The following is a 22,062-nucleotide window of genomic DNA, read 5'->3' as shown; positions in this document are numbered from 1 at the left end:
CGCAGTGAAGAAAATTCTGTGGGGTGTACTGTTTGTCGTGCTTGCCGGCTGCCAGCAGGGTCGGGCGATCCGCCTCGACCTGATGGCGATGGAGTTCCGGTCCGAGTGTTTCGGCGCAGGCGCGACGACAAAGTGCGTTGCCATGCGCGTCAAGTACAACGTCGCTGCAACACAGTTGATGCTTGATCGGCTGGAAGACGAGTTCGCAAAGATTCCCGAACCGGACCCCCAGGCCTATGCTGCTGCCAGGCAGGCACTTCAGCGGGTGATCGATCGCAACGAACAGGATCGTCCCGGGTGGTGGCGGCGTATCCTGATGAACAACATCGAAGTGACCTACGGTCTGGCGGCGGGTCAGTTCCTGGTGACGCCCAACGAGCTTTCGGAACTTGCGGCCGTGGCTGCCGAGAACGAAAAGCGGCGGCGCAAGGTGGCTGCGATCGATAGCCTTCCCGTAGAAGCAGCTGCGCCAGAGGTGAGCGACGTCGCCTTCCATGCCGATGCGGCGGCGACCACAGAGGGGTTTGACCTGGACTCGGAATCCGCCGATCCCCGTGATGCGCCAGCCGAGCCGGAAGCCATTGAGCGAATCGCAGTGCAGGCAGCGCCTGCAGATGAAACCGGCTATGCCGGCATGATGGCGCGCATGGCGCGCGAGGCTGAGCAAGCGACGGCCCGACCGAGTTTCGACTGCGCCCGGGCGAGCCATCCTGCCGAACACCTGCTATGCAGTGACGCCAGCCTGGCAGCCATGGACGTTCGCATGGCTCGGGCCTATGCCGATGCACCTGCATGTGGGACGGACCGGGCTGCATTGCGCGCCGATCAGCGGCAGTGGCTGCAACATCAGCGCAACCAGTGCAGCGACGCCGCCTGTCTGGAAGACGCCTATCAGGCCCGGATCGCACAACTGGAGCAGTACTGCACGGGTTGAGCACGGCGCAGCCTTGACGATTGCGGGCGTATCGTCCTGCTAGTCTGGACGCCGGCTTCTGGAGGCATTCCATGCGCGGTCTCGACTTCACCTCCTGGCAGGCCATGCTCTCCACCCTGGCTGGGCTGGCGATCATCACCCTGATCGGTGTCGGCATACGGCTGCTGGTCATGCAGACCATGCAGCAGCGCCGCGAGCGTGAGAACCGGCAGATCAACGAGCGACTGCGCACGCTGATCGCGGCTTACAAGGTCCTGGGCGGTTCGTTCACCGGCACGCTCGATGTCGATCCTCGCCATCGCCGGGATTTCCGCGCGCTGCCCGACGGCAGCGAAGCCGGCGATGCGCTGCACCTGCCGGCGGAGGCCGAGAACGGTGGCGAGCGTGCGCGCCGGATCCGTGATGCGGTGGAAGCGGCCCTGTCGGACATCGTCCTGCTGGGCACCGACGAGCAGGTGCGCCTGGCCGCCCACGCCGCCAACGAGATGGCCCAGGGTCGCCTTGTTCCCACCGCCGAGCTGGTGGTGTCGCTGCGCGACTTCATTCGTCAGGCGCTGGATCTGGATCCGATCCCGGCCTCGGTCACCATCCCGCGCCAGGGTCCCGCACGGCCCTCGGCCGGTGCGAAGGGCAAGGGCGATGCGGGTGACAAGGGCGGTGGCAAAGGGGGCGGAGGCGGAGGGATGGGCGGTGGAGGCGGGGGTGGCATGGGAGGAATGGGCGGTGCTGGCATGGGGGGCGGAGCGGAGGATGCCGCCGATACCCATCGCTGAGCGAGGCGCGTCACCTCACGGCGAGGCGGCCGCCCCGATCCGGTAGGGCGGCGGCGTCGCGCCCATCAGATGCGTGACGAAGTAATCCCACATCCGGCGCATGTAGTAATCGTCGTTGCGGAACAGTTCGTGGTCCTGGTTGGGCAGGTAGAGCAGGTCGTAGTCCTTGTTGGCCAGCGTGAGGGCGCGCGCCAACTGCAGGGTCAGCGCCGGCATCGCGTTCTCATCCAGGTCGCCGTAGACCAGCATCAGCCGACCCTGCAGGCGATCGGCCAGTGCATCGTTGGCCAGCGGCTGGAACAGCGCTGGCACTGCATCCGGTGCTGGGCGCACGGCGGTGCCGTCTGCATAGACCGGCTGGCCGCCGACCAGGCGGTCCATGCCGTGGATCGCGCCGCCGTACATGCCCTGGAAGCTGTGGCTGCCGGCCGAAGCCACGCCGACTTTGTAGAAGGTCGGATGACGCAGCAGCGCACGCGCCGCACTGTAGCCGCCGAAGGAATGCCCATAGATGCCGACCCGCGTCAGGTCCATGCCCGGATAACGTACGGCAAGCGCGCCGATCGCCGCGACGTGATCGTCCAGCTGCAGATCGGCCGCGCTCAGGAAGCTGGCATCGTGGAAAGCCTTGGAACGTCCGGGTGTGCCACGCGCATCGATGCTCACCACCACGAAGCCGAGCTGGGCCAGGCTGGAGCGCGCGACGGGGTTCATCGTCGCGGTGGCGTCGACGAAGCCCACCGGGGTATTGGTGATGTGCGGTCCGCCGTACATGGCATCGATGACCGGATGCCGTCCGTCCTCGCGGTAACCAGGCGGCAGATAGACCGTGGCCTGCAGTTCGGTGCGTCCATCGGCGGCCAGGACACTCACCCGCTGCGGTGGCGTCCAGCCGGCGGCGCGCACGGCGCGGTCGTCGCCGCGCTCCAGTTCCAGCACAACCCGGCCATCGGCCGTTGAGCGCAGCACGCTGACTGGCGGCTGGTCCACCCGCGAGTAGCCATCGACCACGTACGCCGCCGAGGGCGACAACAGGTGGGAGGGACGCCCGCCCATGAGCACACCGGTTCCGCCATCGATCGCATGATCGGCCGCTTCAGGTGTGAGAAGGACCGGCGCCCCACCATCCAGCGACACGCGGTACAGGCGTCGTTGATACGGATCACCCGGCTCGCGCCCGCCCGCAGTGAACAGCACCTGGCGACGCACCTCATCGACGCCGACCACATCGCGCACCAGCCATGCGCCCTTGGTGAGCTGGCGGACCACACGTCCATCGCGTCGATCGACCAGGTACAGATGGCCCCACCCATCGCGCTGCGAGAACCAGACGATGCCGTCGTCGTGCTGCAGGACATGCACCGCCGGCCGGTTGTAGGGATAGCTGTTGAGCTGCACGCGGGTATCGCTGCGCTCCTCCTGCACGGTGCGCACGCTGCCGGTACTGACATCCACCTCGACCAGACGCAGCCGTGCAGGGTGGTCATAGCGCGCGATCGCCGTATAGACCTTGCCGGCATCGGCCGACCAGCCCAGCACGCCGGCTTCAGTCAATGCATGCCAGCCCTCGGGAACGGGGATGCTGCGTGTGGCGCCATCCATCTCGCTGACGAACCACGCATCGCGGACCTGCTCGACGTCGCCCAGCAGGCCCAGCCGTACTTCGTGGACGACCGGGCGGAAGCCTGTGGCCGGCGCGGTGGCCAGGTAGGGATAGGGCAGGACGCGGCGTTCGTCGTAGCGCACGCCGAACAGGCGCCGGCTGTCCGGAGACCAGGTCACCGCGAACGGTGGTATCTGCATCCGGCCTTCCCGGCGCGGAATGCCGCGCAATGCAAAATCGGGCAGTACCCCATAGCCGTACGAAGGCTCACCATCAAGAGTGAGCGGCCGTCGTTCGCCGTCGGCGCCGCGCCGCAGCCACAGATTGTCCTGCTCGACCCGCACGCTGTGCCGACCGTCAGGCGCAGGCAGGTCGCGCGGATCGGCGGCAGGCGATGACTGCACCTTGCACGGCATCGGCAGCGTGCATGCCGCCACCCGCTGTGCGTCCACGCGCAAGGTAATCCGTAGTCCATCGTCGCCGCTGGCGACGCGGTCCACCTGCTGCATGACGTTGCCCGGATCAGCGACCCCGGCAGCCTGCAGCGCCGTACGCATCACGTCGTCGTCAAACATCGCCGCGCGCGTGGAGCCCACCGGATCGACCAGCACGTAGCCGGTGCGGCCATCGTCCTCTTGGCGGGCATACCAGAAGCGGCCGTCCTGCAGCCAGCGCGGCGCGACGCTGGCATTGCGGACCTTGCCGCGCAGCTGCTGGTCGAGCACGCGCTCGGCGCGCTGGTACTGCACCAGGCCCGGCGCCTCGGCCCCGGCCGGTGGGCTGGTGATCGCGGTGACCGCCACGCCGAGAAAGAGCAGACAGTGAAACATCCCCGAACGTGGTGCGGCCATGCGTATCGCTCCCTGATGACGGTCGCCCGGCAGGCGGCATCGTCATCATGGCGCGCGCTCCTGCCAGCCTGGAGCACCGAGCATGCCGGTGCTCCAGCGCGCACTCAAGCGGCGCTGCGGCAGCGGGTGCGCCCCTCGGGGCCCCCGCTCACTGTGTCAGTTCCACCACCGGCACGAAGCCACCGTAGATCATCCGCTTGCCGTCGAACGGCATCGGATTGTTCTCCGGGTTCATCCGCGGGTCCTCCATCATCTTCTGCATACCGGCATCGCGGGTGGCTTTGTCCGGCCATTCGATCCACGAGAACAGCACGGCTTCATCGTCCTTGGCCGCCACCGCGCGATGGAAGTCGGTCTGCTTGCCATGCGGGACATCGTCGCCCCAGCACTCCACCACGCGCAGCGCGCCATGCTCGATGCAGATCGCATCGCCCATGTGCGCGTGTTCCAGGAATTTCGCTTTGTTCGCGGTCGGCACGGCAAGTACAAAACCATCGATGTAGGCCATGGCAGAGCTCCAGATGACGCGCCGGGATGGGCGTCTTCAAGACATACGACGAACCGGGGGACGGAATCTCGACACTGCGCCCGCTGGCCTTTGCGGCCAGTGAAGTTGTCCAGACGGGTCATGGAGTGAACAAATTCAGCATCCGATACGTCCTTTAGGGCTGCCTTTGGGACAAATGTCAGAAAAGTCTGAGTCATTGAGGGGAACATCCTGATAGTCCAGCTGACGCATTCAGCTCATGATGGCCTTGCCGGGCAGGACGCCCCACGGCGCCCTGCGGTCCAACGCCCCACGGCACGGACCTCGGTGCATCCAGGAGGATGGACGCGTTAGCCGATAACTCCCCAAGAGCGGCTTCCCCAGCGCGTGACGCCCCGAAAGGGCACCGTCGTGACCAGAATCCTTTCCGGCCCCGTCCACCTGCGCGCCGCGCCTTCCCCTTTGCATGACGCCCCCGCGTGATCCCCGCGGCAACGGGCGCTCACGCCGTCCTCGCCTGGAAAAAGTCACGCGCGTATGCCAGAGCGCGTCTGAACGCCGCCCCAAAATTCACTTTTGTGGACGCGGTCAACTTCAGGGCGGGTTGTGTCGAATAACGGAGAATTTACATTCCCGATGCAGTCCGGCCTCCATGCCGGGTGCAAGTAGTCCAAGACATAAAGGTGTACCCCCATGAAGACTTCGTTGATTGCTCTGGCCCTGGCCGCCGCCCTCCCGTTCACCGCTTCGGCGGCTGAAGGCCTGTCCTACAACTATGCTGAAGCCGATTACGTCAAGACCGACGCAGATGGCGGCAAGGCCGATGGTTGGGGCGTGAAGGGTTCCTACGCCTTCCACCCGAACTTCCACGCCTTCGGTGAGTACAACCAGCAGAAGACCGACATCGGCGACTTCAAGATCGACCAGTGGCGCGTGGGCGTTGGCTACAACCAGGAAATCGGCAACAGCACCGACTTCGTGGGCCGCGTCGCCTACAACAAGTTCGACCCGAAGGAAGGCCAGGACTTCAACGGCTACAGCGCTGAAGCCGGTATCCGTACCGCCTTTGGCCAGCATGCCGAAGTCTATGCCATGGCTGGCTACGAGGATTACAGCAAGAAGCACGGCGTCAATCCGGATGGCCAGTTCTACGGCCGCCTGGGTGGCCAGGTGAAGTTGAACCAGAACTGGGGCATCAACGGCGACATCAAGATGGATCGCCATGGTGACAAGGAATGGTCGGTCGGCCCGCGCTTCAGCTGGTAATTCCAGCGTGACCGCATCGCCACGCGCCTGACCGGCGTGGCAGGAAAGGCCCGGCATTGCCGGGCCTTTTTCGTGGGCGCGATCCAGGCACGGGGCCCGAGGGATAATGAAGCACCGCCATGGAGATGCCCGATGCCCCCGTCCTCTGACCTGCAGCACCCACGCCTCGGCTGCGGCGCCGTCATCCAGCGCGATGGCGCGATCCTGCTGGTCCAGCGCGGGCGTCAGCCTGAGCAGGGCCACTGGGGCCTGCCCGGCGGCAAGGTCGATTGGATGGAGACGGTCGAAGATGCCGTGGTGCGCGAGGTGCAGGAGGAAACCGGGCTGCGCGTCGCAGTGACGCGTTTGCTGTGCGTGGTCGACCACTTCGAGCCGACATTGGGGCAGCATTGGGTGGCCCCGGTGTATCTGGTGCGTGCGCTCGACGCGACCGTCGCATCGGTGAAAGAGCCCGAGGCGTTGCTCGGGCTGGGCTGGTTCATGACGGATGCGCTGCCGGCGCCGCTGACGCTTTCTGCGCGGAAGGCCCTGGAACACCTCTCGATCGCGAACTGAGCTGCACCGTGGCGGCGCTCAGCGCCGCGCCGCCGCCCCATCGCCGCGCGCCACGGCCTCCACTTCAGCCAGGCTGGTGACAGCGCAATCGCCCGGCGTGGACATCGCCAGCGCGCCATGCGCGGCGCCCAGGTCCACCGCTGCCTGCTCGCCCTTGCCGCTGAGCAGGGCATGCACCACACCGGCCACGAAGGCGTCGCCACCGCCGACACGGTCGAGCAGGTCTACTTCGCGCGCGTCGGAGACATACAGCTGCGCCCGCGTGCGCAGCGCACCGGCCCACCCATGCCGGGCCGCCGTGGCGGCGTCGCGCAGCGTGAACGCCACCGCCTGCAGCGCCGGGAACTGCGTCATCGCGCGCACGGCGGCTGCCTCGGCTGGACCGACATCCATCGGCGTGTGGCGGCGACCGAGATCGCTCAGGTCCATGCCCAGGCATGCGGCGAACGAATACTCATCGCCGATCAGCAGATCGCATTCGGCGGCGATGGCGCAGTTGGTGTGCCGCGCGGCCTCCGGGTCCGGATGGCTGTTCCAGAGGCTGGCGCGGTAGTTGAGATCGTAGGAGACCGCCACGCCGTGCCGGCGCGCAGCACGCACCGCCGCAATTGCCGTCGCCGCGCTGTGCTCGGACAGGGCGGCGAAGATCCCACCGGTATGCAGCCAGCGCACGCCGTGCTGGCCGAACAGCGCGTCCCAGTCGAAGGCCTCCGGCTGCAGTTGCGAGGCCGCCGAGTACGCGCGGTCGGAAATGCCCAGCGGCGCACGCGCCCCGAAACCACGCTCGGTGAAGTTCAGGCCCATGCGGGTGTTGCGGCCGATGCCATCGTAGTCGCGCCAGAGGATCTGGCTGGCATCCACGCCACCGGCCTGGATCAGCTGCTGGGCGAGCAGGCCAAGCTCGTTGCGCGGCAGGGCGGTGAGCACCCCGGTGCGGTGTTCGAACGTGCTGCACAGGCCACGCGCCACGTTGTACTCGCCGCCGCCTTCCCACACGGTGAACTGGCGCGCGCTGCGGATCCTGCCCTCGCCGGGATCGAAGCGCAGCATCACTTCGCCCAGCGCCAGTGCGTCCCAGCGCTGGCCGTTGTCGGGTGCGACAACGAAGGTCTGGGCCGTCATCGTACCGGGCACCCGAGCAGGGCCAGATCGATGCCGTCGGCCATGCGCCGGTAGCCTTCATCGTTGGGATGCAGGTGATCGCGGGTGATGTCCTCGGGCAGGTTCTCCGGGTTGGCCGGGTCGCGCAGGATCCGGTCGAAGTCGATCAGGCCATCGAAGCCGCTGCGGCCACCGCGCATCCAGGCGTTGAGGGTGGTGCGGGTGGCGGCCGCGATCGGCTCGTAGCGGTCCGAACCACCGAACGGCGTGATCGTGGCGGCGATCGGGCGGATGCCGTTGCTGTGCAGGCGTTCGGCGATCTGCCGGTAGCCCAGCACCATGTCCTCGGCGTTGCGGCCGGGCACGGGTGGGGTGCCGCCGTCGTGGCGGATGTCGTTGATGCCTTCGAACAGGATCACGCGGTCCACGTTCGGCAGCGCGATCACGTCGCGGTCCAGCCGCGCCAGCGCGCTGTGGCTGCGGCCATGGTCCATCACCTTGTTGCCGCTGATGCCGGCGTTGACCACCACCACCTGGTCCGGGCAGGCCTGCTGCAGGCGGGCGGACAGCAGTGCGGGCCAGTCGCCGTTGCTGCCGCGGGTGGCGGTGGCCCCTTCGGTGATGGAGTCGCCCAGGGCCACCACGACGATCGGCTTGCGGGTGCGTTCGGCCAGCACGGCCGAGACCACGTTCTGCCGGTAGGCGAGTTTGACCGCATCGCCGACCGTGGCAGCGCGGCCCTCGGCAATGCGCAGCGCGGTACGCCGGACGGCCGGGCGGGTGGCATCCGGGAAGTACACGGTGAGCGAGACGTCGGCCAGCGCCGGTGCGGTGATCGCGACCGGGTCGCTGAGCAGGGCGGCGCCGACCGGCACCACCACCTCGCCACGTCCATTGAAAGTGACCGGCCTGGCCGCGTTGGCGGTGCCGGTGAGGTGGGCCGAGGCACTGCCGATATGCAGCGGCGCCTGGCCGAGTTCATTGCTGATGCGGAAGCGCAGCGCCCTGGCCGAACTGGCCAGGCGCATGTCCTGGCGCACGGTCTGGTTGGCAAACTGCACCGGGGCTTCGGGGGTGCCATCGAGACGGTCCGGGGCCGGCGAGGCGGTCCAGGCCGGCACCCAGACCTGGGCCTGGGCGGGCAGCGCCGCAGCGCTGGTAGCGAGTGCAAGAGAGAATGCAGTGATCCAGCGCAGCATGGCGGCCCTCCCAGGCGGTCAGCGGGTCAATCAGGAGAAGTAGGTGCCGCCGTTGACGTCGACGTTGGCACCGGTGATGAAACCGGCGGCGTCGGAGGCCAGGTACACCGCGGTATCGGCGGCTTCCTGCGGACGGCCCTGGCGGCGCAGCGGCGTATTGCCGGCCACGGCAGTGCGTACTTCCGGCTTGGTGAATTCATCATGGAAGCGGGTGGCGATCATGCCGCAGCACAGCGCGTTGACGCGGATGCCGCGCGGGCCAAGCTCCTTGGCCATGGCACGAGTGAAGGTCATCACCGCGGCCTTGGCGGTGGCGTAGATCGCCGCGCCGGGGCCACCGCCATCGCGGCCGGCCTGCGAAGCGAAGTTCACGATCGCGCCGCCTTCGGGCATGTGCGGTACCACCGCATGCGTGGTCAGGTAGACCGAGCTCATGTTGAGGTCCATCACCTTGTGGAAGAAGGCCTCATCGATCTCGGCCAGCGGACGGCGCTGGACCATGCCACCGGCGACGTTCACCAGCACGTCGATCTGCGGGCCGAACGCGGCCTGGGTCGCGGCGACCATCGCCGCCACCGCCTTGGCATCGGTGACATCGGCGCGATGCACGATCGCGGTGCCGCCGGCGGCTTCGACCTGCTTGAGGGTCTCCTGCGCGCTGGCTTCGTCGTTGGCGTAGTTGATGCACACCTTGGCACCGGCCGCGGCCAGCTTGAGCGAGATCTCGCGGCCGATGTCACGGCCGCCACCGGTGACGATCGCCACCTTGTCCTTGAATTGGGTCATGAAACACTCCTGTGATGCGTTGGGGGAAAGAGAAGAAGGGAACTCAGCGGCGCTCGACCGGGCCGTGGATTTTTTCCACGCGACCGGTGACCAGCCACAGCGCCAGCAGGGAGGCCGGCACCAGGGCCGCCACCAGGATGAAAATCGGTGCGTAGGAGTCGTGGGTCATCGCCGGCACCAGCCAGGTGGTGATCAGCGTGCCGGCCACCGCGGCCATGCCGCCCAGGCCAGCCACCGAGCCGACCGATTTGCCGCTGAAGATGTCGCCGGGCAGGGTCTGGATGTTGCCGATCGCGATCTGGAAGCCGAGCAGCACGAAAGCGATGGTGATCACCGCCCAGACCGGATCGGTGGCCAGCACCGCACCGATCAGCGCCGGGGCCATGATCGCGCCGCCCAGGGTGATCACCACCTTGCGGGCTTTATCCACGCTCCAGCCGGCACCGATCAGACGGCCGGACAACCAGCCGCCGCCGAGGCTGCCGATCATCGCGCCTACGTAGGGCACCCAGGCGAAGATGCCGATCTGCTTGATGTCGAAACCGAAGGTATCGGCGAGGTAGATCGGCAGCCAGGACACGAACAGCCACCAGATCGGGTCCAGGAAAAACCGCGAGATCAGGATGCCCCAGGTCTGGCGGTGGCCCAGCAGCTGGCGCACGTTCGGTACGTACTCGGCCACCGGCACGGCCGGCTGCTCGGTCGGCGCATCCAGGATCAGTGCACGCTCGGCCGCGCTTACCCACGGGTGTTTGTCCGGGCCGGCGCGGTAGATGATCAGCCACGGCAGCAGCCAGATGAAACCGATCGCACCGATCAGGATGAAGGTCCCGCGCCAACCCAGCCACAGGAACAGCACGGCGATCAGCGGCGCGGAGATGATCGCGCCGATCGAGGCGCCGGCGTTGAACACGCCCTGCGCCAGTGCGCGTTCCCGCGCCGGGAACCACTCGGCATTGGCCTTCACCGCGCCCGGCCATGCACCGGCTTCGCTGATGCCGAGCATGGCGCGCACGATGCTGAAGGACAGGATGGAGTGGGTGACCGAGTGCAGCGCGATCGAAATCGACCACACCGCGATCGAGAGCGCAAAGCCCAGGCGCGTACCGATGATGTCGAACAGGCGCCCGAACACGAACTGGCCGGCGGCGTAGAACAGCATGAACACCGTGACCAGCAGCGCGTAGTCTTCCTTGGTCGCGCCGACATCCTGCGAAATCTGCGGCCACATCACCGCCAGCGCGTTGCGGTCGATGTAGTTGATCACCGTGGCGACGGCGATCAGCGCCACGATCAGCCAACGGACATAGGTGCGGGCCTGCGTGGTGACCTTCATTTGCTGTCCTTGCCGGCGCCGGTGCCGGTATCGAAGCGCTTCCAGCCGCCGTCCCAGCGCCAGCTCTGGCCATCGCCACTCACTTCATGCGATCCGCCCTGGGTGGGGTCGTCGGCGATGCCCAGCGCCAGCCGCTTGCCGCCGGCCAGGTCGAGCACCAGCACATCCGCATCCTTGCCGCGGTAGTGGGTGAGGCGATCGATGCGGCTGTTGGCGCCGCGCACGGTCTCGGCGGTGCCGTCGTACTGGCCGTGCGGTTCGAGCACACCGTAGAACGTGGTGGCGGCCTGGCCATCCACGCGCTGCAGCAGCATCGGCTCACGGCGCAGGTTGAACGAGGGATCATTCGCGCCGCTCTCGCCGATCAGGGCGCGCGAGGGTGCGGTGCTGGCGAACCGGTAGGTGTAGAAGCGACCGTCCAGCAGCCAGGTCAGGCTGCGCGCATCGCGGGTCGGCTCGCTGGCCGCATCGACCCACACATGCTGGTAGCCGTTGGCCTTGCCCAGTACGGGACGGGCGGCGACGGCGGACTGGGTCTTGAAGCCGACGTCCATGATGTGCCCATTGAAATGCAGCGGCAGGTCATAGCGCGCGGCCTTGCTGCCGGTGACGCGCAGCAGGTCCAGCACCACCGGCTCGCCCAGCGATGGGTGCGAGAGCAGCGCCTGGGTGCGGGTGAAGCTGACCCCGTCGTAGGCGCCTTCCATCCGCGCGGAGGCGATCTGGGTATCGCCGCTGACCGCGAACAGCAGCGGCGTCGGCGCCAGCGGCTGGCCCTTCTTCCAGTCGCCACCGAAGTGGCTCTGCTCGTTCACCACCAGCGTGTTGTGCGCGATGGTCTGCCGGGCCCAGCTGTTGTTTTCCGGCAGGTAGATGCCACCGGCCTTGGCCTCGATGTTGAGGAAACGCGCGGCACCGTAATCGGTGACCACGCGCTGGCCGTTGTCGTAGAACAACCAGTTGAGCTTGTCGAAGTGGCCGTGGCCCATGCCCTGCTTGGTGTTCTTCATCACCAGCGCCTGGCCGTTCTCGCCGCCCATGCGCAGGATCGCCAGGCCGCCCTCGGTGCCATCCGGGCCATCGCGCAGCAGGGTGGGCACGAACGCAAACGGCCTGGCCTTGTTCTCCGCCAGCGCCTGGGCCACCTGCAGGCCTTCCGGCGAGAGCAGCACGCGCTTCTGCATCCTGGCCACCGACAGCAGGCGGGCATCGCCGGTCTGCGCGTAGGCGATGTCGATGCCGGCCACCAGTTCCTCGGTGTCCAGGCCTTTGTCGAGGATGGCGTCGTTGATCGGGATGAAGTAGCCGCCGTAGCTGCTCTGCACCAGCGCATCGACCGCCTTGAGCAGCACGCCGTCGCGGCGCTTGAAGATGCCGCGCTGCGGTTCGTTGCGCTCGATCGCGTTGGCGAACAGGATGAACGGCGCCAGCGCATACCGCTGGTAGTACGGGCCTTCTTCGTAATAGCCGTCCGGCGAGAACAACTGGTCGACCTGCTTGAGGAAGCCTGCGCTGCCATCGCGTTTGCTGCCCTGCAACGCCTTGTCGACGTAGCTGGCATCGCGCAGCACGTAGCCGGTCATGCCCACGGCCGCCACGGCCCAGGTGGCGTGGTTATGGATCTTGTCGAAGTTCTCCGGCGTGCCGGACAGGAAATCGGCCATCGCGCGGAACACGTTGTCGTCGATGGTCGTGCGATCCGCGTCACTGAGCGTGTCGCGGATCGCGTCGTAGCCCTGCGCCGCGCTGACCAGCCACACCGAATCGTTGAGGGTCTGCCAGAACAGCCGGCCGGGAATCTGGCCGCGGCCCTGCGGGTGCGCGCCCAGCCCCGGGTAGAGCTTGGCGTAGCCCAGCAGCAGGTCGCGGGCGAAGGTGGCGTAGGCCTTGTCGCCGGTCAGGCGGTACAGCGCGCCGGCGGCCTGGATGGCCTGGTAATTGCGCTTGTGCTGTTCGTGCGTATAACCGCCGCCCTTGTCCTTGGGCACCGGCACGTCGATGCCGGCCTTCATCATCGCGCGCACGCGCTGTTCGGCGCGCTGCTGTTCCTTGGCGAACAGTGGCGAGCGCGCACCCTCGGCACGCATCTGCGTCCACTGCGCAGCGGTGACCAGCACCGGTGCGGTGGCGGACGCCGCGGGCGCCTGCCGGGCGGCGGGTGCGGCCTGTGCGGCGGGCAACGCAGCCCCGCCAAGCGTGGCGGCAAGCAGCAGCATCAGGGGCGGGGCGTGATTCATGGCAGGGCCTCAACAGGGGTATCGGACAGCAACGGCGCGGTGGCCGTCAGCGGGTTGTCGCCCATACGCAGGGTCGGTTCCCCGACGCGATGGCTGAAACGGATGCGGCCGCTGCGGTCGAAGCGGTTGTCGCGGATGCTGGCGAACTGCACGCCATGCAGGCGCAGGCTGGTGTCATCGGCGACGCCCACCTGCTCGAACTGGTTGCCGTGCACCTGCAGGGCCGGGCCGAAGGTGCTCTCGTCGGTGCCACCGCGATACAGGTTCAGGACCGGCCCACCGATGCGGCGGAAGCGGGAGTCCAGCAGATCCACCTGCTCGGCGTTGTAGGTGCCCAGATCATCGGTCTCGGCGGCCGCGGCGATCACGCTGCCGGTGATGTCCTCCACCGTGACGTTCGAGAGCGCGATCCGCGCGGCCAGGCTGCCCTTGCCGGTGGCGATCACATCGAAGGCCTTGTTGGCGGTCAGCCCGTGCACGTGGCTGTCTTCCAGCAGGAGCGTGTAGTTGAACGCCTGGCTGCCCGGCGGCACGCGGATCACCGCATTGCCGGCCGCATCCGGTGCGAGCGCACCGTCGATGTCCAGTCGCGCCAGTCGCAGCGAACCGCCCGCACTGATCTCGAACAGGCTGGGCCGCGAGAACTGCACGCTGGCCTGGCCACGCGCGGGACCTGCCACGCTCAAGGGATGGTCCACCGCGAGCACCTGGCTCACGGTGTAGCGGCCACGCTGCAACTGCAGCCGGTCGCCTGGGGCGCTGGCAGCCACGGCGGCGGTGAGGGTGTCCTCGCCCGGCGCGACCGTGCGTACCGCGCCGCTGTCCAGGGCGGTGGTGGTCAGGGTCTTGGGGTACCAGTCCACGCCGACCTGGTCGCGGGCGATCGGGGCCAGATCGCGCGGGGCCCCGGCATCGATCGCCGCGGTGGGGTAGAGCAGGCCGTTGGGCGCGCGCTGCAGGGTCAGGGACTGGCCGCTGACACCGCCGGGGAAGCCGGGCGATACGGCCGGGCTCTGCACGTTGCCGGCGAAGGTGATGCCGGAGAGGTCACCCTGCGCGCGCAGCAGCTCGCGTTTGCCATCGCCGATGAACAGGTTGCCGGCGATGCGGCTGTTCACCGGCATCGCATTGCGCTCCTCATCCAGCCCCGCGCCCAGCAGCACGGTGCCGACCTGGATGAAGCTGTTGCGTTCGATCACCGCGTGATCGATCTGCTCGTAGCGGTTCAACGGCGCGTCGTGCGTACCCGCCATCACGCTCAAGGCGGCGGCGAAGTTGTCGCCGGCGATGCCTTCGAAGTAGTTGTCGCGCACGGTCTGGTGGCGGTTGATCACACGCACCCCGCCGGTATGCGCCTTGCCATGGCCGAGGAACACATTGCGTTCGACCCGATTGCCGTGGCCGTGACGCAGCACCAGCGAGCCGCGCGAGTCCTGGAAGACGTTGCCCCGGTAGATGTTGCCGCCGGACTTGTTGGAGACGATCTCCACCTCGCCATCGCACTGCTCGAACCAGTTCTTCTCCACCACGGTGCGCGAATCGGACTGCGAATCGTGGCTGGTGCCGATGCGCATCGTCTCGCCGCCGTTGGAACCGAGGTTGGGGCGCGGGCCGAACCAGTTGTGGTCGATGCGGTGCTGGTTGTCCAGGCCGCTGGTGGCGTTGCGCACCACCACCAGGGTGGTGCCTGCATTGGTCTTGCCGACCAGCTGGTTGTGGTCGAAGCGGTTGTGATGGCCGTACAGCGCCACCCAGTGATCGGACTGCTGGCGGTCCGGTTTGTTGTAGCGGTCGATCACGATCCCGGTGACCCGGCTGTGGTTGGCCCACTCACTGGCCGACCGCCGGAACGAGACCACTTCGCCACCGGGCGCCCAGCCATCGCGGAAGACCAGGTTGGACACCTCCAGATGCTCCCCGGCCAGACGCAGCTGGGATTGGCCGCTGAGAATCACCTTGCCGGGGGTCTGGGCCGTCAGTCTAATTGGTTGACCAATTTTCCCGGTTCCCTGGAAAAGCAGGTCCATGTCACGCCAAACGCCATCGGCCAGAATCACCGTATCGCCGGGGGCAAGCGCGCGGGTGGCGTTGGCATAGGCAGCGGCGTCGCGCACCAGGTAATCGGCGGCCGTGGCCGGGAATACGGCCAACGACAGGCTCAACAGCAGGGCGTTGGCCAGGGGACGCAGCACCATCGGTGCAAGCGAGTGTTGCAAAGTCACGGGGTTACCCTCCCAGATGAACCGTGGCGACTGACGCGAACCACGATCCTAACAGGTTGCCGGGCGCGAGCGTCAACCACAAGCACATACCACTTTAGGCGCATGTGGTCTGCGGTTTGCGCATTTTTCTGCTGCGTCCGCACATTAATTCAGTGCAAAGTGGTCTGGACGGTGGTGCGGGGTAGACTTTAGTACCAATTCATTGACATTGGTTCATCAGTCGTGAATCTTCCGGATCGAATCCGTGTAATCGGACGATCCATCCTGGGAGGGAGATCACGATGTTGCATGACCGCCGTACGGCCTCGCCACGAGGCCTCCGCCACACCGCGCTGCACAGCGCGCTGTTCTATGCCCTGTGCGCCACCGCGGCCCTGCCGCTGGCCCACGCACAGGACGCCGATGCCCCGGCCTCGCCGCCGGGGCAAGCCACCACGCTGGATCAGGTCCAGGTGACCGGCATCCGCGGCACCATCCAGACCTCGATCGACAAGAAGCGCGAGGAGACCGTGGTCTCCGACGTGCTGGCGGCCGAGGACATCGGCGACCTGCCGGCGCTGTCCATCGGTGAAGCGATCGAAACCATCACCGGCGCCTCCACCCACCGCGAAAAAGGCGGTGCGTCGGAAATTTCCATCCGCGGCCTGGGCCCGTTCCTGGGTTCGTCCACCTTCAATGGCCGCGAGGCCACCAACGGCAGCGGCGACCGCTCGGTGAACTTCAACCAGTTCCCGTCCGAGCTGATCAACACCGTGGCGATCTACAAGACCCAGCGTGCCGACTTCGTCGAAGGCGGTGTGGCCGGCACGATCAACATGGAGACGGTCAAACCGCTGGAGTACGGCAAACGCACGTTCCAGCTCGATGGCCGTGGCACTTGGCAGGACTACGACGACCGCCTCAAGGACAAGGACGGCGTCGGCTGGCGCGGTACCGCCAGTTACATCGATCAGTTCGATATGGGCAACGCCGGCAAGCTCGGAGTCTCCATCGGCGTACAGGCGCTGGAAGGCAGCAACCCGGAAGAGATGTTCTCCAGCAGCTCCACCTGGGTGGCCTGCGATGGCCGTGAAGTGGTCGGCGCGACCCGCAACTGCACCCAGGTCAACGGCAACCAGGTCGCCAATGGCGTGCCGTACTACCTGGTGCCCAGCAGCCGCATCTATCGCCAGTTCATCGAACACGACAAGCGCGATTCGCAGTTCGCCGCGCTGCAGTGGCGCCCCAGCGACCTGGTGGAAGTGAACCTGGACTACCAGCACTCCAAGCGCGATTACACCGAAGACCGCTCGGATCTGTCGCTGTCTTCGATGATGCGCAACCTCAACAACCGCGTGGTCACCGATGATGGCGCGCTGCTGCACCACACCGGCAGCACCACGGTCGATTCCACCGGCAATTTCCTGGAGCGCCAGGAGGAATACACCGGCGGCGGGCTCAACGTGATCTTCCGGCCGAGCCCGGCGTGGACGCTGTCCACCGATCTGTCCTATTCCAACACCGAGCGCGATCAGATCGAACGCAGCACCCGCCTGCGCGCCGGCCGCACCGACGTCAACGGCAGGCCGGTCGGCGGCATCAAGAACACCCGCTATGTTGATTACACCTACGATTACAGCGGCGATGTGCCGAGCATCACCCTGGATCCGGCGTTCGATGTGAACAATCCGGACAACTTCACCGACTCGGCCCTGGTGCGTCGTCGCCAGCAGCACCGCGAGCACACCATCCGTGCTGGCCGCTTCGATGCCACCTTTACCCCGGAAAGCGGCTTCTTCACCGCCATCAAGGGCGGCCTGCGCCGCTCCGAGGCGACCTACACCGATTACACCGATACCGTGGATGTGACCACCACGAACGTCGCGGCGATCCGCGCCGCCAACCTCGCCTGCCGCCAGGCGTTCCCGCAGGACGATTTCCTGGCCAATGCCAGCGGCAACACCATCGACCAGTGGGCCAGCTTCGACAGCCGCTGTCTGTTCAAGGCGTTCACCGGCGTGGACGATACCGGCCTGAGCGCGGACCTGCGCAACCCAGCCAACAACGATGTCACCGAGAAAACCAGCGCGCTGTACCTGATGGGCGACTACAGCGCCGAATGGTTCGGCCTGCCGGTGACCGGCAATATCGGCGTGCGTGGTGTGCGCACCGAAGTGCGCTCGGTCGGCCTGCGCAGCGGTCTGGATGTGATCAACAATCCCGACGGTACCGTGACCCTGGAACCCACCGGCGATTTCACCTCGCAGGTGCTCAAGTCCAGCAATACCGAATGGCTGCCCAGTTTCAATGCTGCCTTCGAGCTGCGCCCGGACCTGCTGCTGCGCGTCGGTGCCTATCGGGCGATGTCGCGGCCGGACCTGGCCGCCGAAGGCTTCGGCCGCACCTTCAACCTGGGTGAGGTGGATACCGAGTTCAACAGCGTGGGCGATGCGCTGCGCAGCATCACGGCCACCGGCAACCCGCGCGCCAAGCCCTTGATGTCGTGGAACGGCGACCTCTCGCTGGAGTGGTATGCCAACGAAGACACCATGTTGTCCGGTGCGCTGTACTACAAGCAGTTCAACGGTGGTTCGATGCCGGTGATCGTCAACGAAACGTTCGATATCGATGGCCAGAGCGTGACCGTGCCGGTGGAGCAGCTGGCCACCAGCGACCAGAAGAGCGATCTGTTCGGCGTGGAGTTCACCGCCTCGCACAGCTTCTCCTACCTGCCGGGGATCTTCTCCGGGCTGGGCGTGAAGGCCAGCTACAACTACGCCGATTCCAACTTCAAGACCGAAGACCTGCGCCTGGGCGAGTCCACTGACCCGGCCACTGGCGTAGTGACCCCGGGCATCGTCGAGCCGGCCAACATCTTCGGCCTGTCCAAGCATGTCGCCTCGGCGCAGGTGTACTGGGGCCTGGGCAAGCTCGACCTGCAGGCGATCTACAAGTACCGCTCCGACTATTACCAGCAGTTCGTCGGCGACCCGTCGCAGAACCGCTATGTGCGGGACAATGGCTCGCTGGACTTCCGCGCCACCTACAAGGTGAACAAGCACCTGTCGCTGTCGCTGTCGGCCAGCAACCTCACCGATGAGCCGCGGGTATCGGATATGCCCATCCTCGGCAGCTTCCGCGAGTACACCACGTACGGGCGGCGGTATTATCTGGGGGTGCGCTACCGCTTCTGAGGTCAGTGGCGCGGTTTTTCCGACCGCGCCGCTCTCTGAAGGCGCGGTCGCGTGTCGGTCCCCAGCCACCTGTCAGCAGGCCTTTGATGATGTCCGAACCCCGTCTGTACCAGTCCATTGCCGCCGAAATCGTCGCGCTGATCGAGAAGGGCGAATTCCCGCCGGGCTCGCGCCTGCCGGGCGAACGCGACCTGGCCGAACGCCTGGGCGTGAGCCGGGTGACGGTGCGGGAGGCGGAAATCGCCCTGGAAGCGCAGGGCCTGATCACCATCAAGACCGGCTCGGGCGTTTACGTGAAGGCCAAACCGTCACAGGCGCCGGGCGCACTGCCCGATGTCTCGGCGTTCGACCTGACCGCCGCCCGCGCGGTGATCGAGGCCGAGGCCGCAGCGATGGCGGCCAGCCGCATCACCGATGCCGAACTGGAGGACCTGGCCGGCCTGATCGCGGCCATGGTCGACCCCAATTCGGGCGAAGCGGCGGCCAGCGAGGCCGACCGCCAGTTCCACCTCTCGATCGCGCGGATCGCCGGCAACCCGGTGGTGGAGCACTGCGTGCAGCTGATCTGGCGGATGCGCAACGAACTGCCGCGGGTCAAGCAGGTGTATGCCAACGTCTGCCACAACGACGATGACACCCGCGACGAGGAACACACCCGGATTCTGGACGCCTTGCGCCAGCGCGACCCGGCAGCGGCACGGTTGGCCATGCGCAACCACTTCCAGCGTCTGTTCGAATCGATGCTGGAAGCCACCGAGAACGAAGCGCTGGCCGAAATCCGCCGGCGGACCCAGCAGGACCGCGAACGCTTCAGGGCCGCGACCGGGCACTGAGCCCGGCGCGCGCCGGCGCGATTATTCGCCCTGGTACTGCTTTTCTTCGACCAGCTGCGAGCCGGCGATCCGGTTGATCTCGTTCTTCACCTTGACCCGCTCGCCATTGGTGCCATAGACGCCGCGCGCCAGCTGGATGAAGGCATCGTCGAAGACCTGCGCTGCTTCCTTGTCGCGCAGCTGGTCCTGGATCTCCCACATGCGCTCGTTGATCGCCTTGAGCTGCGTCTTCAGTGCTTCCAGCCCCGGCTGAGCGCTTACCTGCTGCTGCCACAGCGGCCACAGGCCCTCGAGTTCCTTGCGGACGTTGGCGTTCTTGCCGGCATCGGTGATGCGTTCGGCCTTGATTTCCAGGATGGTGATCTTGTCGATCAGCTCGCCAATCGATACCGGGGTCAGGATCGCGTCCACGCCATTACTCGCAACAGGTCAGAGTGGGCATGATACCGCGCACCTCCCGGCGCCACCCTGACGCAGGATTTACAGAAACGTTGCGCCGATCGGGTGGCCACGCCATGGCGGCTTTACGCCGGTCCTGAGGACACTGTCGCTCTCGACGGCGCGGCCGTCATCTGGAGCGGGACACGTGGTGGGTAACTATTCGAAACAGCGCCTGCGCTGCGGCGTGGTGCTGGTGGGGCTGGTCATGAGCGGTGCGGCCGCGGCCGCTGTGGAAGGCAATGCGACGCTGACCTCGGACTACGTCTGGCGCGGCAGCTCGCAGAGCGACGGCGATCCGGCCGTGCAGGCGGGCGTGAAACTCAGTGCGTCCAACGGCTGGTATGCCTCGGCGTGGGGCTCGGGTGTCTCGTTCCGGCCGGACAACGGCGCGCGCAGCGAGTTTGATCTTGTCGCCGGCTGGAGCGGGGCGGTGACGCCGGACTGGAGCGTGGACGTCAATCTGACCCGCTACGTCTATCCGTCCGCCACGGTCGATCTGGACTGGACCGAGCTCAATGGCACCGTCACCTGGCGGGAGCGCGCCTGGCTGCAGGTCGGCGTCTCCGACAACGCGTTGGCCGGTGGCCATGGCGGCACCTACGCCCAGCTCGGTGCGCGCCTGCCGCTGGGGGAGCAGTGGCGTATCGAAGGGGCGGTGGGCCGCTACTGGCTGGACAGCGCGCAGGCCGACGACTACCTGCACGGCCAGCTCAGCGCCATCTGGAAGGTGCACGGCCCGTGGGAGCTGCGCCTCACCGCGCACGACACCGATGGTGCGGCCAAACGCCTGTTCCCCGGCAACGCAGGCTCGCGCATCGAGTTCGCGGTACAAACCGCCTTCTGACGGAGCGCCCACCCACCCCGCGCGGTAGATCCGACCGTTGGTCGGCTGCTCGAGCCAACCTCACCCGATATTCCAGACGTCGGGTGCGAACCCCACCGGGTAGAGCCGACCGTTGGTCGGCTGCCCCAGGCGGCGCGCAATGCCGCCGATCAACGGTCGGCTCTACCGGCGTACTACCGCCACCGTCCACACCGCGATCGCAACCATCGCGACGCCGGCACCGGTCACGCACACGCCGGTCCAGCCGAAGCGATCAAAGACCTGCGCCGAGACCAGTGAGCCCAGCGAGCCGCCGATGAAATAGCCGGTCATGTAGCCGGCATTGAGCCGGTTGCGGGCGTCCGGACGCAGCGCATAGACCACGTTCTGGTTGCTCACGTGCAGCAGCTGCGCGGCCAGGTCGAGCACGATCACGCCCAGCACCAGTGCGATCAGCGAGTGCGTGGAAAAGCCCAGCGGCAGCCACGATGCGGCCAGCAGCACCAGCGCCACGGTCGTCGCCAGCGCCGCCTTGCCCCGGTCGGCCATGCGCCCGGCCACGCCCGCGGCCAGCGTGCCGGCCGCACCGACCAGCCCGAACAGGCCGATCGTCGCATCGCTGTAGCCATACGGTTCGGCGGCCAGCAGGAACGCCAGTGGCGTCCAGAAGATCGCGAACATCGCAAAGCTCAGCGCACCCAGCACGGTGCGCAGGCGGAACACCGGCTCCTGCGCGAACAGCGTACCGATCGAGCGCAGCAGCTGCAGGTAGCCCAGCCCGGCGGTCTGATGGAAGCGCGGCAGATGCCGATAGAGCATGCCCGTGGTCAGCACCAGCGCGGCCGCGGCGATCCAGTACACGGTGCGCCAGTCGCCCAGCGAGGACAGTGCCCCGGCCACGGTGCGTGCCAGCAGGATGCCGAGCAGCAGCCCGCTCATCACCGTGCCCACGACCTGGCCGCGTTCTTCTGGCCGCGCCAGCGTGGCCGCGAACGGCACCAGCACCTGCGCCACCACCGAGAACAGGCCGGTCAGCGCGGTGCCCACCAGCAGCCACACGAACTGATGGCTGAGCGCGCTCAGCACCAGCCCCGCCGCGGACAGCAGCGACATCACCACGATCAACCGGCGGCGCTCGAACAGATCGCCCAGCGGCACCAGCAGGATCAGGCCCGCCGCATAGCTCAGCTGGGCGACGGTCACCACCGTGCCGGCCCGCGCGAAGGACACGCCGAACTGGCCGGCGATGGTATGCAGCAGCGGCTGCGCGTAGTAGTTGCTGGCCACGGCCACGCCGGTGGCGAAGGCCATCAACAGGACCTGCCAACGGCTGAGTGGCGAGGGCGCGTCGTTGCTCATGACGGGCTCCGGGAAAGAAGGGGCGCCAGTGTCCGCCTGATGGGCGAAAGGGGGAAATGAAACGTCTTCATCCCATGCATCTG

The 22,062-nt window shown here is 67.0% G+C and carries 17 protein-coding genes; 7 read left to right on the top strand and 10 right to left on the bottom strand.

What is annotated here, in order from left to right:
* Positions 1-4 precede the first annotated feature (4 nt).
* Together POS15_RS16415 and POS15_RS16410 are read left to right on the top strand one after the other, a co-directional pair.
* Complete coding sequence (locus POS15_RS16415) at positions 5-934, top strand: lysozyme inhibitor LprI family protein (protein ID WP_284128515.1); 930 nt, start codon at positions 5-7, stop codon at positions 932-934.
* A gap of 71 nt (positions 935-1,005) precedes the next feature.
* Positions 1,006-1,707 (top strand): hypothetical protein, encoded by a 702-nt coding sequence (locus tag POS15_RS16410; protein WP_019185560.1) that lies wholly within the window; start codon positions 1,006-1,008, stop codon positions 1,705-1,707.
* Positions 1,708-1,722: 15 nt separating this feature from the next.
* Here the strand turns inward: POS15_RS16410 and POS15_RS16405 are convergent, their stop codons facing one another.
* Together POS15_RS16405 and POS15_RS16400 are read right to left on the bottom strand one after the other, a co-directional pair.
* Positions 1,723-4,161 carry a DPP IV N-terminal domain-containing protein gene (locus POS15_RS16405; RefSeq protein ID WP_284128514.1) on the bottom strand — a complete coding sequence of 813 codons (2,439 nt, stop codon included), beginning with the start codon at positions 4,159-4,161 and terminating at the stop codon, positions 1,723-1,725.
* A gap of 148 nt (positions 4,162-4,309) precedes the next feature.
* A complete protein-coding gene (locus POS15_RS16400) occupies positions 4,310-4,669 on the bottom strand; it encodes a DUF1428 domain-containing protein (RefSeq protein ID WP_019185562.1) in 360 nt (119 codons plus the stop codon).
* A gap of 672 nt (positions 4,670-5,341) precedes the next feature.
* Between POS15_RS16400 and POS15_RS16395 the strand changes: the two genes are divergently transcribed.
* Both POS15_RS16395 and POS15_RS16390 read left to right on the top strand, forming a co-directional pair.
* The gene (locus POS15_RS16395; RefSeq protein WP_019185563.1) at positions 5,342-5,914 is read left to right on the top strand and encodes an Ax21 family protein; all 573 of its coding nucleotides are present in this window, start codon (positions 5,342-5,344) and stop codon (positions 5,912-5,914) included.
* 132 nt (positions 5,915-6,046) lie between these two features.
* Positions 6,047-6,469: an NUDIX domain-containing protein gene (locus POS15_RS16390; RefSeq protein ID WP_019185564.1), complete on the top strand. Its 423-nt coding sequence runs from the start codon at positions 6,047-6,049 to the stop codon at positions 6,467-6,469.
* Positions 6,470-6,487: 18 nt separating this feature from the next.
* Here POS15_RS16390 and POS15_RS16385 read toward each other — a convergent pair whose 3' ends face one another.
* Genes POS15_RS16385 through POS15_RS16360 form a run of 6 tightly spaced genes read right to left on the bottom strand, consistent with a single transcriptional unit; the run spans position 6,488 to position 15,350 of the window.
* Complete coding sequence (locus POS15_RS16385; RefSeq protein WP_046274109.1) at positions 6,488-7,591, bottom strand: sugar kinase; 1,104 nt, start codon at positions 7,589-7,591, stop codon at positions 6,488-6,490.
* On the bottom strand, positions 7,588-8,769 hold the full coding sequence (locus tag POS15_RS16380; RefSeq protein ID WP_046274110.1) for a GDSL-type esterase/lipase family protein: 1,182 nt from the start codon (positions 8,767-8,769) through the stop codon (positions 7,588-7,590). Before POS15_RS16380 ends, POS15_RS16385 begins: the two co-directional genes overlap by 4 nt.
* A 30-nt stretch (positions 8,770-8,799) precedes the next feature.
* On the bottom strand, positions 8,800-9,555 hold the full coding sequence (locus POS15_RS16375) for a glucose 1-dehydrogenase (protein ID WP_019185567.1): 756 nt from the start codon (positions 9,553-9,555) through the stop codon (positions 8,800-8,802).
* A gap of 43 nt (positions 9,556-9,598) precedes the next feature.
* The gene (locus POS15_RS16370; RefSeq protein WP_019185568.1) at positions 9,599-10,891 is read right to left on the bottom strand and encodes an MFS transporter; all 1,293 of its coding nucleotides are present in this window, start codon (positions 10,889-10,891) and stop codon (positions 9,599-9,601) included.
* On the bottom strand, positions 10,888-13,128 hold the full coding sequence (locus POS15_RS16365; RefSeq protein WP_284128513.1) for an oligoalginate lyase: 2,241 nt from the start codon (positions 13,126-13,128) through the stop codon (positions 10,888-10,890). Before POS15_RS16365 ends, POS15_RS16370 begins: the two co-directional genes overlap by 4 nt.
* The gene (locus POS15_RS16360; protein ID WP_284128512.1) at positions 13,125-15,350 is read right to left on the bottom strand and encodes a polysaccharide lyase 6 family protein; all 2,226 of its coding nucleotides are present in this window, start codon (positions 15,348-15,350) and stop codon (positions 13,125-13,127) included. Before POS15_RS16360 ends, POS15_RS16365 begins: the two co-directional genes overlap by 4 nt.
* A 281-nt stretch (positions 15,351-15,631) precedes the next feature.
* Between POS15_RS16360 and POS15_RS16355 the strand changes: the two genes are divergently transcribed.
* Both POS15_RS16355 and POS15_RS16350 read left to right on the top strand, forming a co-directional pair.
* On the top strand, positions 15,632-18,523 hold the full coding sequence (locus POS15_RS16355; RefSeq protein ID WP_284128511.1) for a TonB-dependent receptor: 2,892 nt from the start codon (positions 15,632-15,634) through the stop codon (positions 18,521-18,523).
* Between the two features lie 89 nt (positions 18,524-18,612).
* Entirely contained in the window at positions 18,613-19,356 is a 744-nt protein-coding gene (locus tag POS15_RS16350; protein WP_179460437.1) for a FadR/GntR family transcriptional regulator, read from the top strand.
* 21 nt (positions 19,357-19,377) lie between these two features.
* On the opposite strand, the gene POS15_RS16345 is transcribed toward POS15_RS16350, so the two are convergent.
* Positions 19,378-19,767 (bottom strand): DUF6165 family protein, encoded by a 390-nt coding sequence (locus POS15_RS16345; RefSeq protein ID WP_266085941.1) that lies wholly within the window; start codon positions 19,765-19,767, stop codon positions 19,378-19,380.
* Positions 19,768-20,002: 235 nt separating this feature from the next.
* Between POS15_RS16345 and POS15_RS16340 the strand changes: the two genes are divergently transcribed.
* Positions 20,003-20,641 carry a TorF family putative porin gene (locus POS15_RS16340; RefSeq protein WP_284129660.1) on the top strand — a complete coding sequence of 213 codons (639 nt, stop codon included), beginning with the start codon at positions 20,003-20,005 and terminating at the stop codon, positions 20,639-20,641.
* A 162-nt stretch (positions 20,642-20,803) separates the two neighbouring features.
* Here the strand turns inward: POS15_RS16340 and POS15_RS16335 are convergent, their stop codons facing one another.
* Positions 20,804-21,979: an MFS transporter gene (locus POS15_RS16335; protein ID WP_019185575.1), complete on the bottom strand. Its 1,176-nt coding sequence runs from the start codon at positions 21,977-21,979 to the stop codon at positions 20,804-20,806.
* Between the last annotated feature and the right edge of the window lie 83 nt (positions 21,980-22,062).

The organism is Stenotrophomonas sp. BIO128-Bstrain, assembly GCF_030128875.1.
Classification (GTDB): Bacteria; Pseudomonadota; Gammaproteobacteria; order Xanthomonadales; family Xanthomonadaceae; genus Stenotrophomonas; species Stenotrophomonas bentonitica_A.
The sequence above is the reverse complement of the archived record's forward strand: the minus strand, read 5'-3'. Positions and strand labels throughout refer to the sequence as shown.

Excerpts from the sequence above, each read along its gene's own strand:
- POS15_RS16410 (WP_019185560.1), top strand. The coding sequence starts at position 1,006 with ATGCGCGGTCTCGACTTCACCTCCTGGCAGGCCATGCTCTCCACCCTG.
- POS15_RS16405 (WP_284128514.1), bottom strand. The coding sequence starts at position 4,161 with ATGGCCGCACCACGTTCGGGGATGTTTCACTGTCTGCTCTTTCTCGGC.
- POS15_RS16400 (WP_019185562.1), bottom strand. The coding sequence starts at position 4,669 with ATGGCCTACATCGATGGTTTTGTACTTGCCGTGCCGACCGCGAACAAA.
- POS15_RS16395 (WP_019185563.1), top strand. The coding sequence starts at position 5,342 with ATGAAGACTTCGTTGATTGCTCTGGCCCTGGCCGCCGCCCTCCCGTTC.
- POS15_RS16390 (WP_019185564.1), top strand. The coding sequence starts at position 6,047 with ATGCCCCCGTCCTCTGACCTGCAGCACCCACGCCTCGGCTGCGGCGCC.
- POS15_RS16385 (WP_046274109.1), bottom strand. The coding sequence starts at position 7,591 with ATGACGGCCCAGACCTTCGTTGTCGCACCCGACAACGGCCAGCGCTGG.
- POS15_RS16380 (WP_046274110.1), bottom strand. The coding sequence starts at position 8,769 with ATGCTGCGCTGGATCACTGCATTCTCTCTTGCACTCGCTACCAGCGCT.
- POS15_RS16375 (WP_019185567.1), bottom strand. The coding sequence starts at position 9,555 with ATGACCCAATTCAAGGACAAGGTGGCGATCGTCACCGGTGGCGGCCGT.
- POS15_RS16370 (WP_019185568.1), bottom strand. The coding sequence starts at position 10,891 with ATGAAGGTCACCACGCAGGCCCGCACCTATGTCCGTTGGCTGATCGTG.
- POS15_RS16365 (WP_284128513.1), bottom strand. The coding sequence starts at position 13,128 with ATGAATCACGCCCCGCCCCTGATGCTGCTGCTTGCCGCCACGCTTGGC.
- POS15_RS16355 (WP_284128511.1), top strand. The coding sequence starts at position 15,632 with ATGTTGCATGACCGCCGTACGGCCTCGCCACGAGGCCTCCGCCACACC.
- POS15_RS16350 (WP_179460437.1), top strand. The coding sequence starts at position 18,613 with ATGTCCGAACCCCGTCTGTACCAGTCCATTGCCGCCGAAATCGTCGCG.
- POS15_RS16340 (WP_284129660.1), top strand. The coding sequence starts at position 20,003 with ATGAGCGGTGCGGCCGCGGCCGCTGTGGAAGGCAATGCGACGCTGACC.
- POS15_RS16335 (WP_019185575.1), bottom strand. The coding sequence starts at position 21,979 with ATGAGCAACGACGCGCCCTCGCCACTCAGCCGTTGGCAGGTCCTGTTG.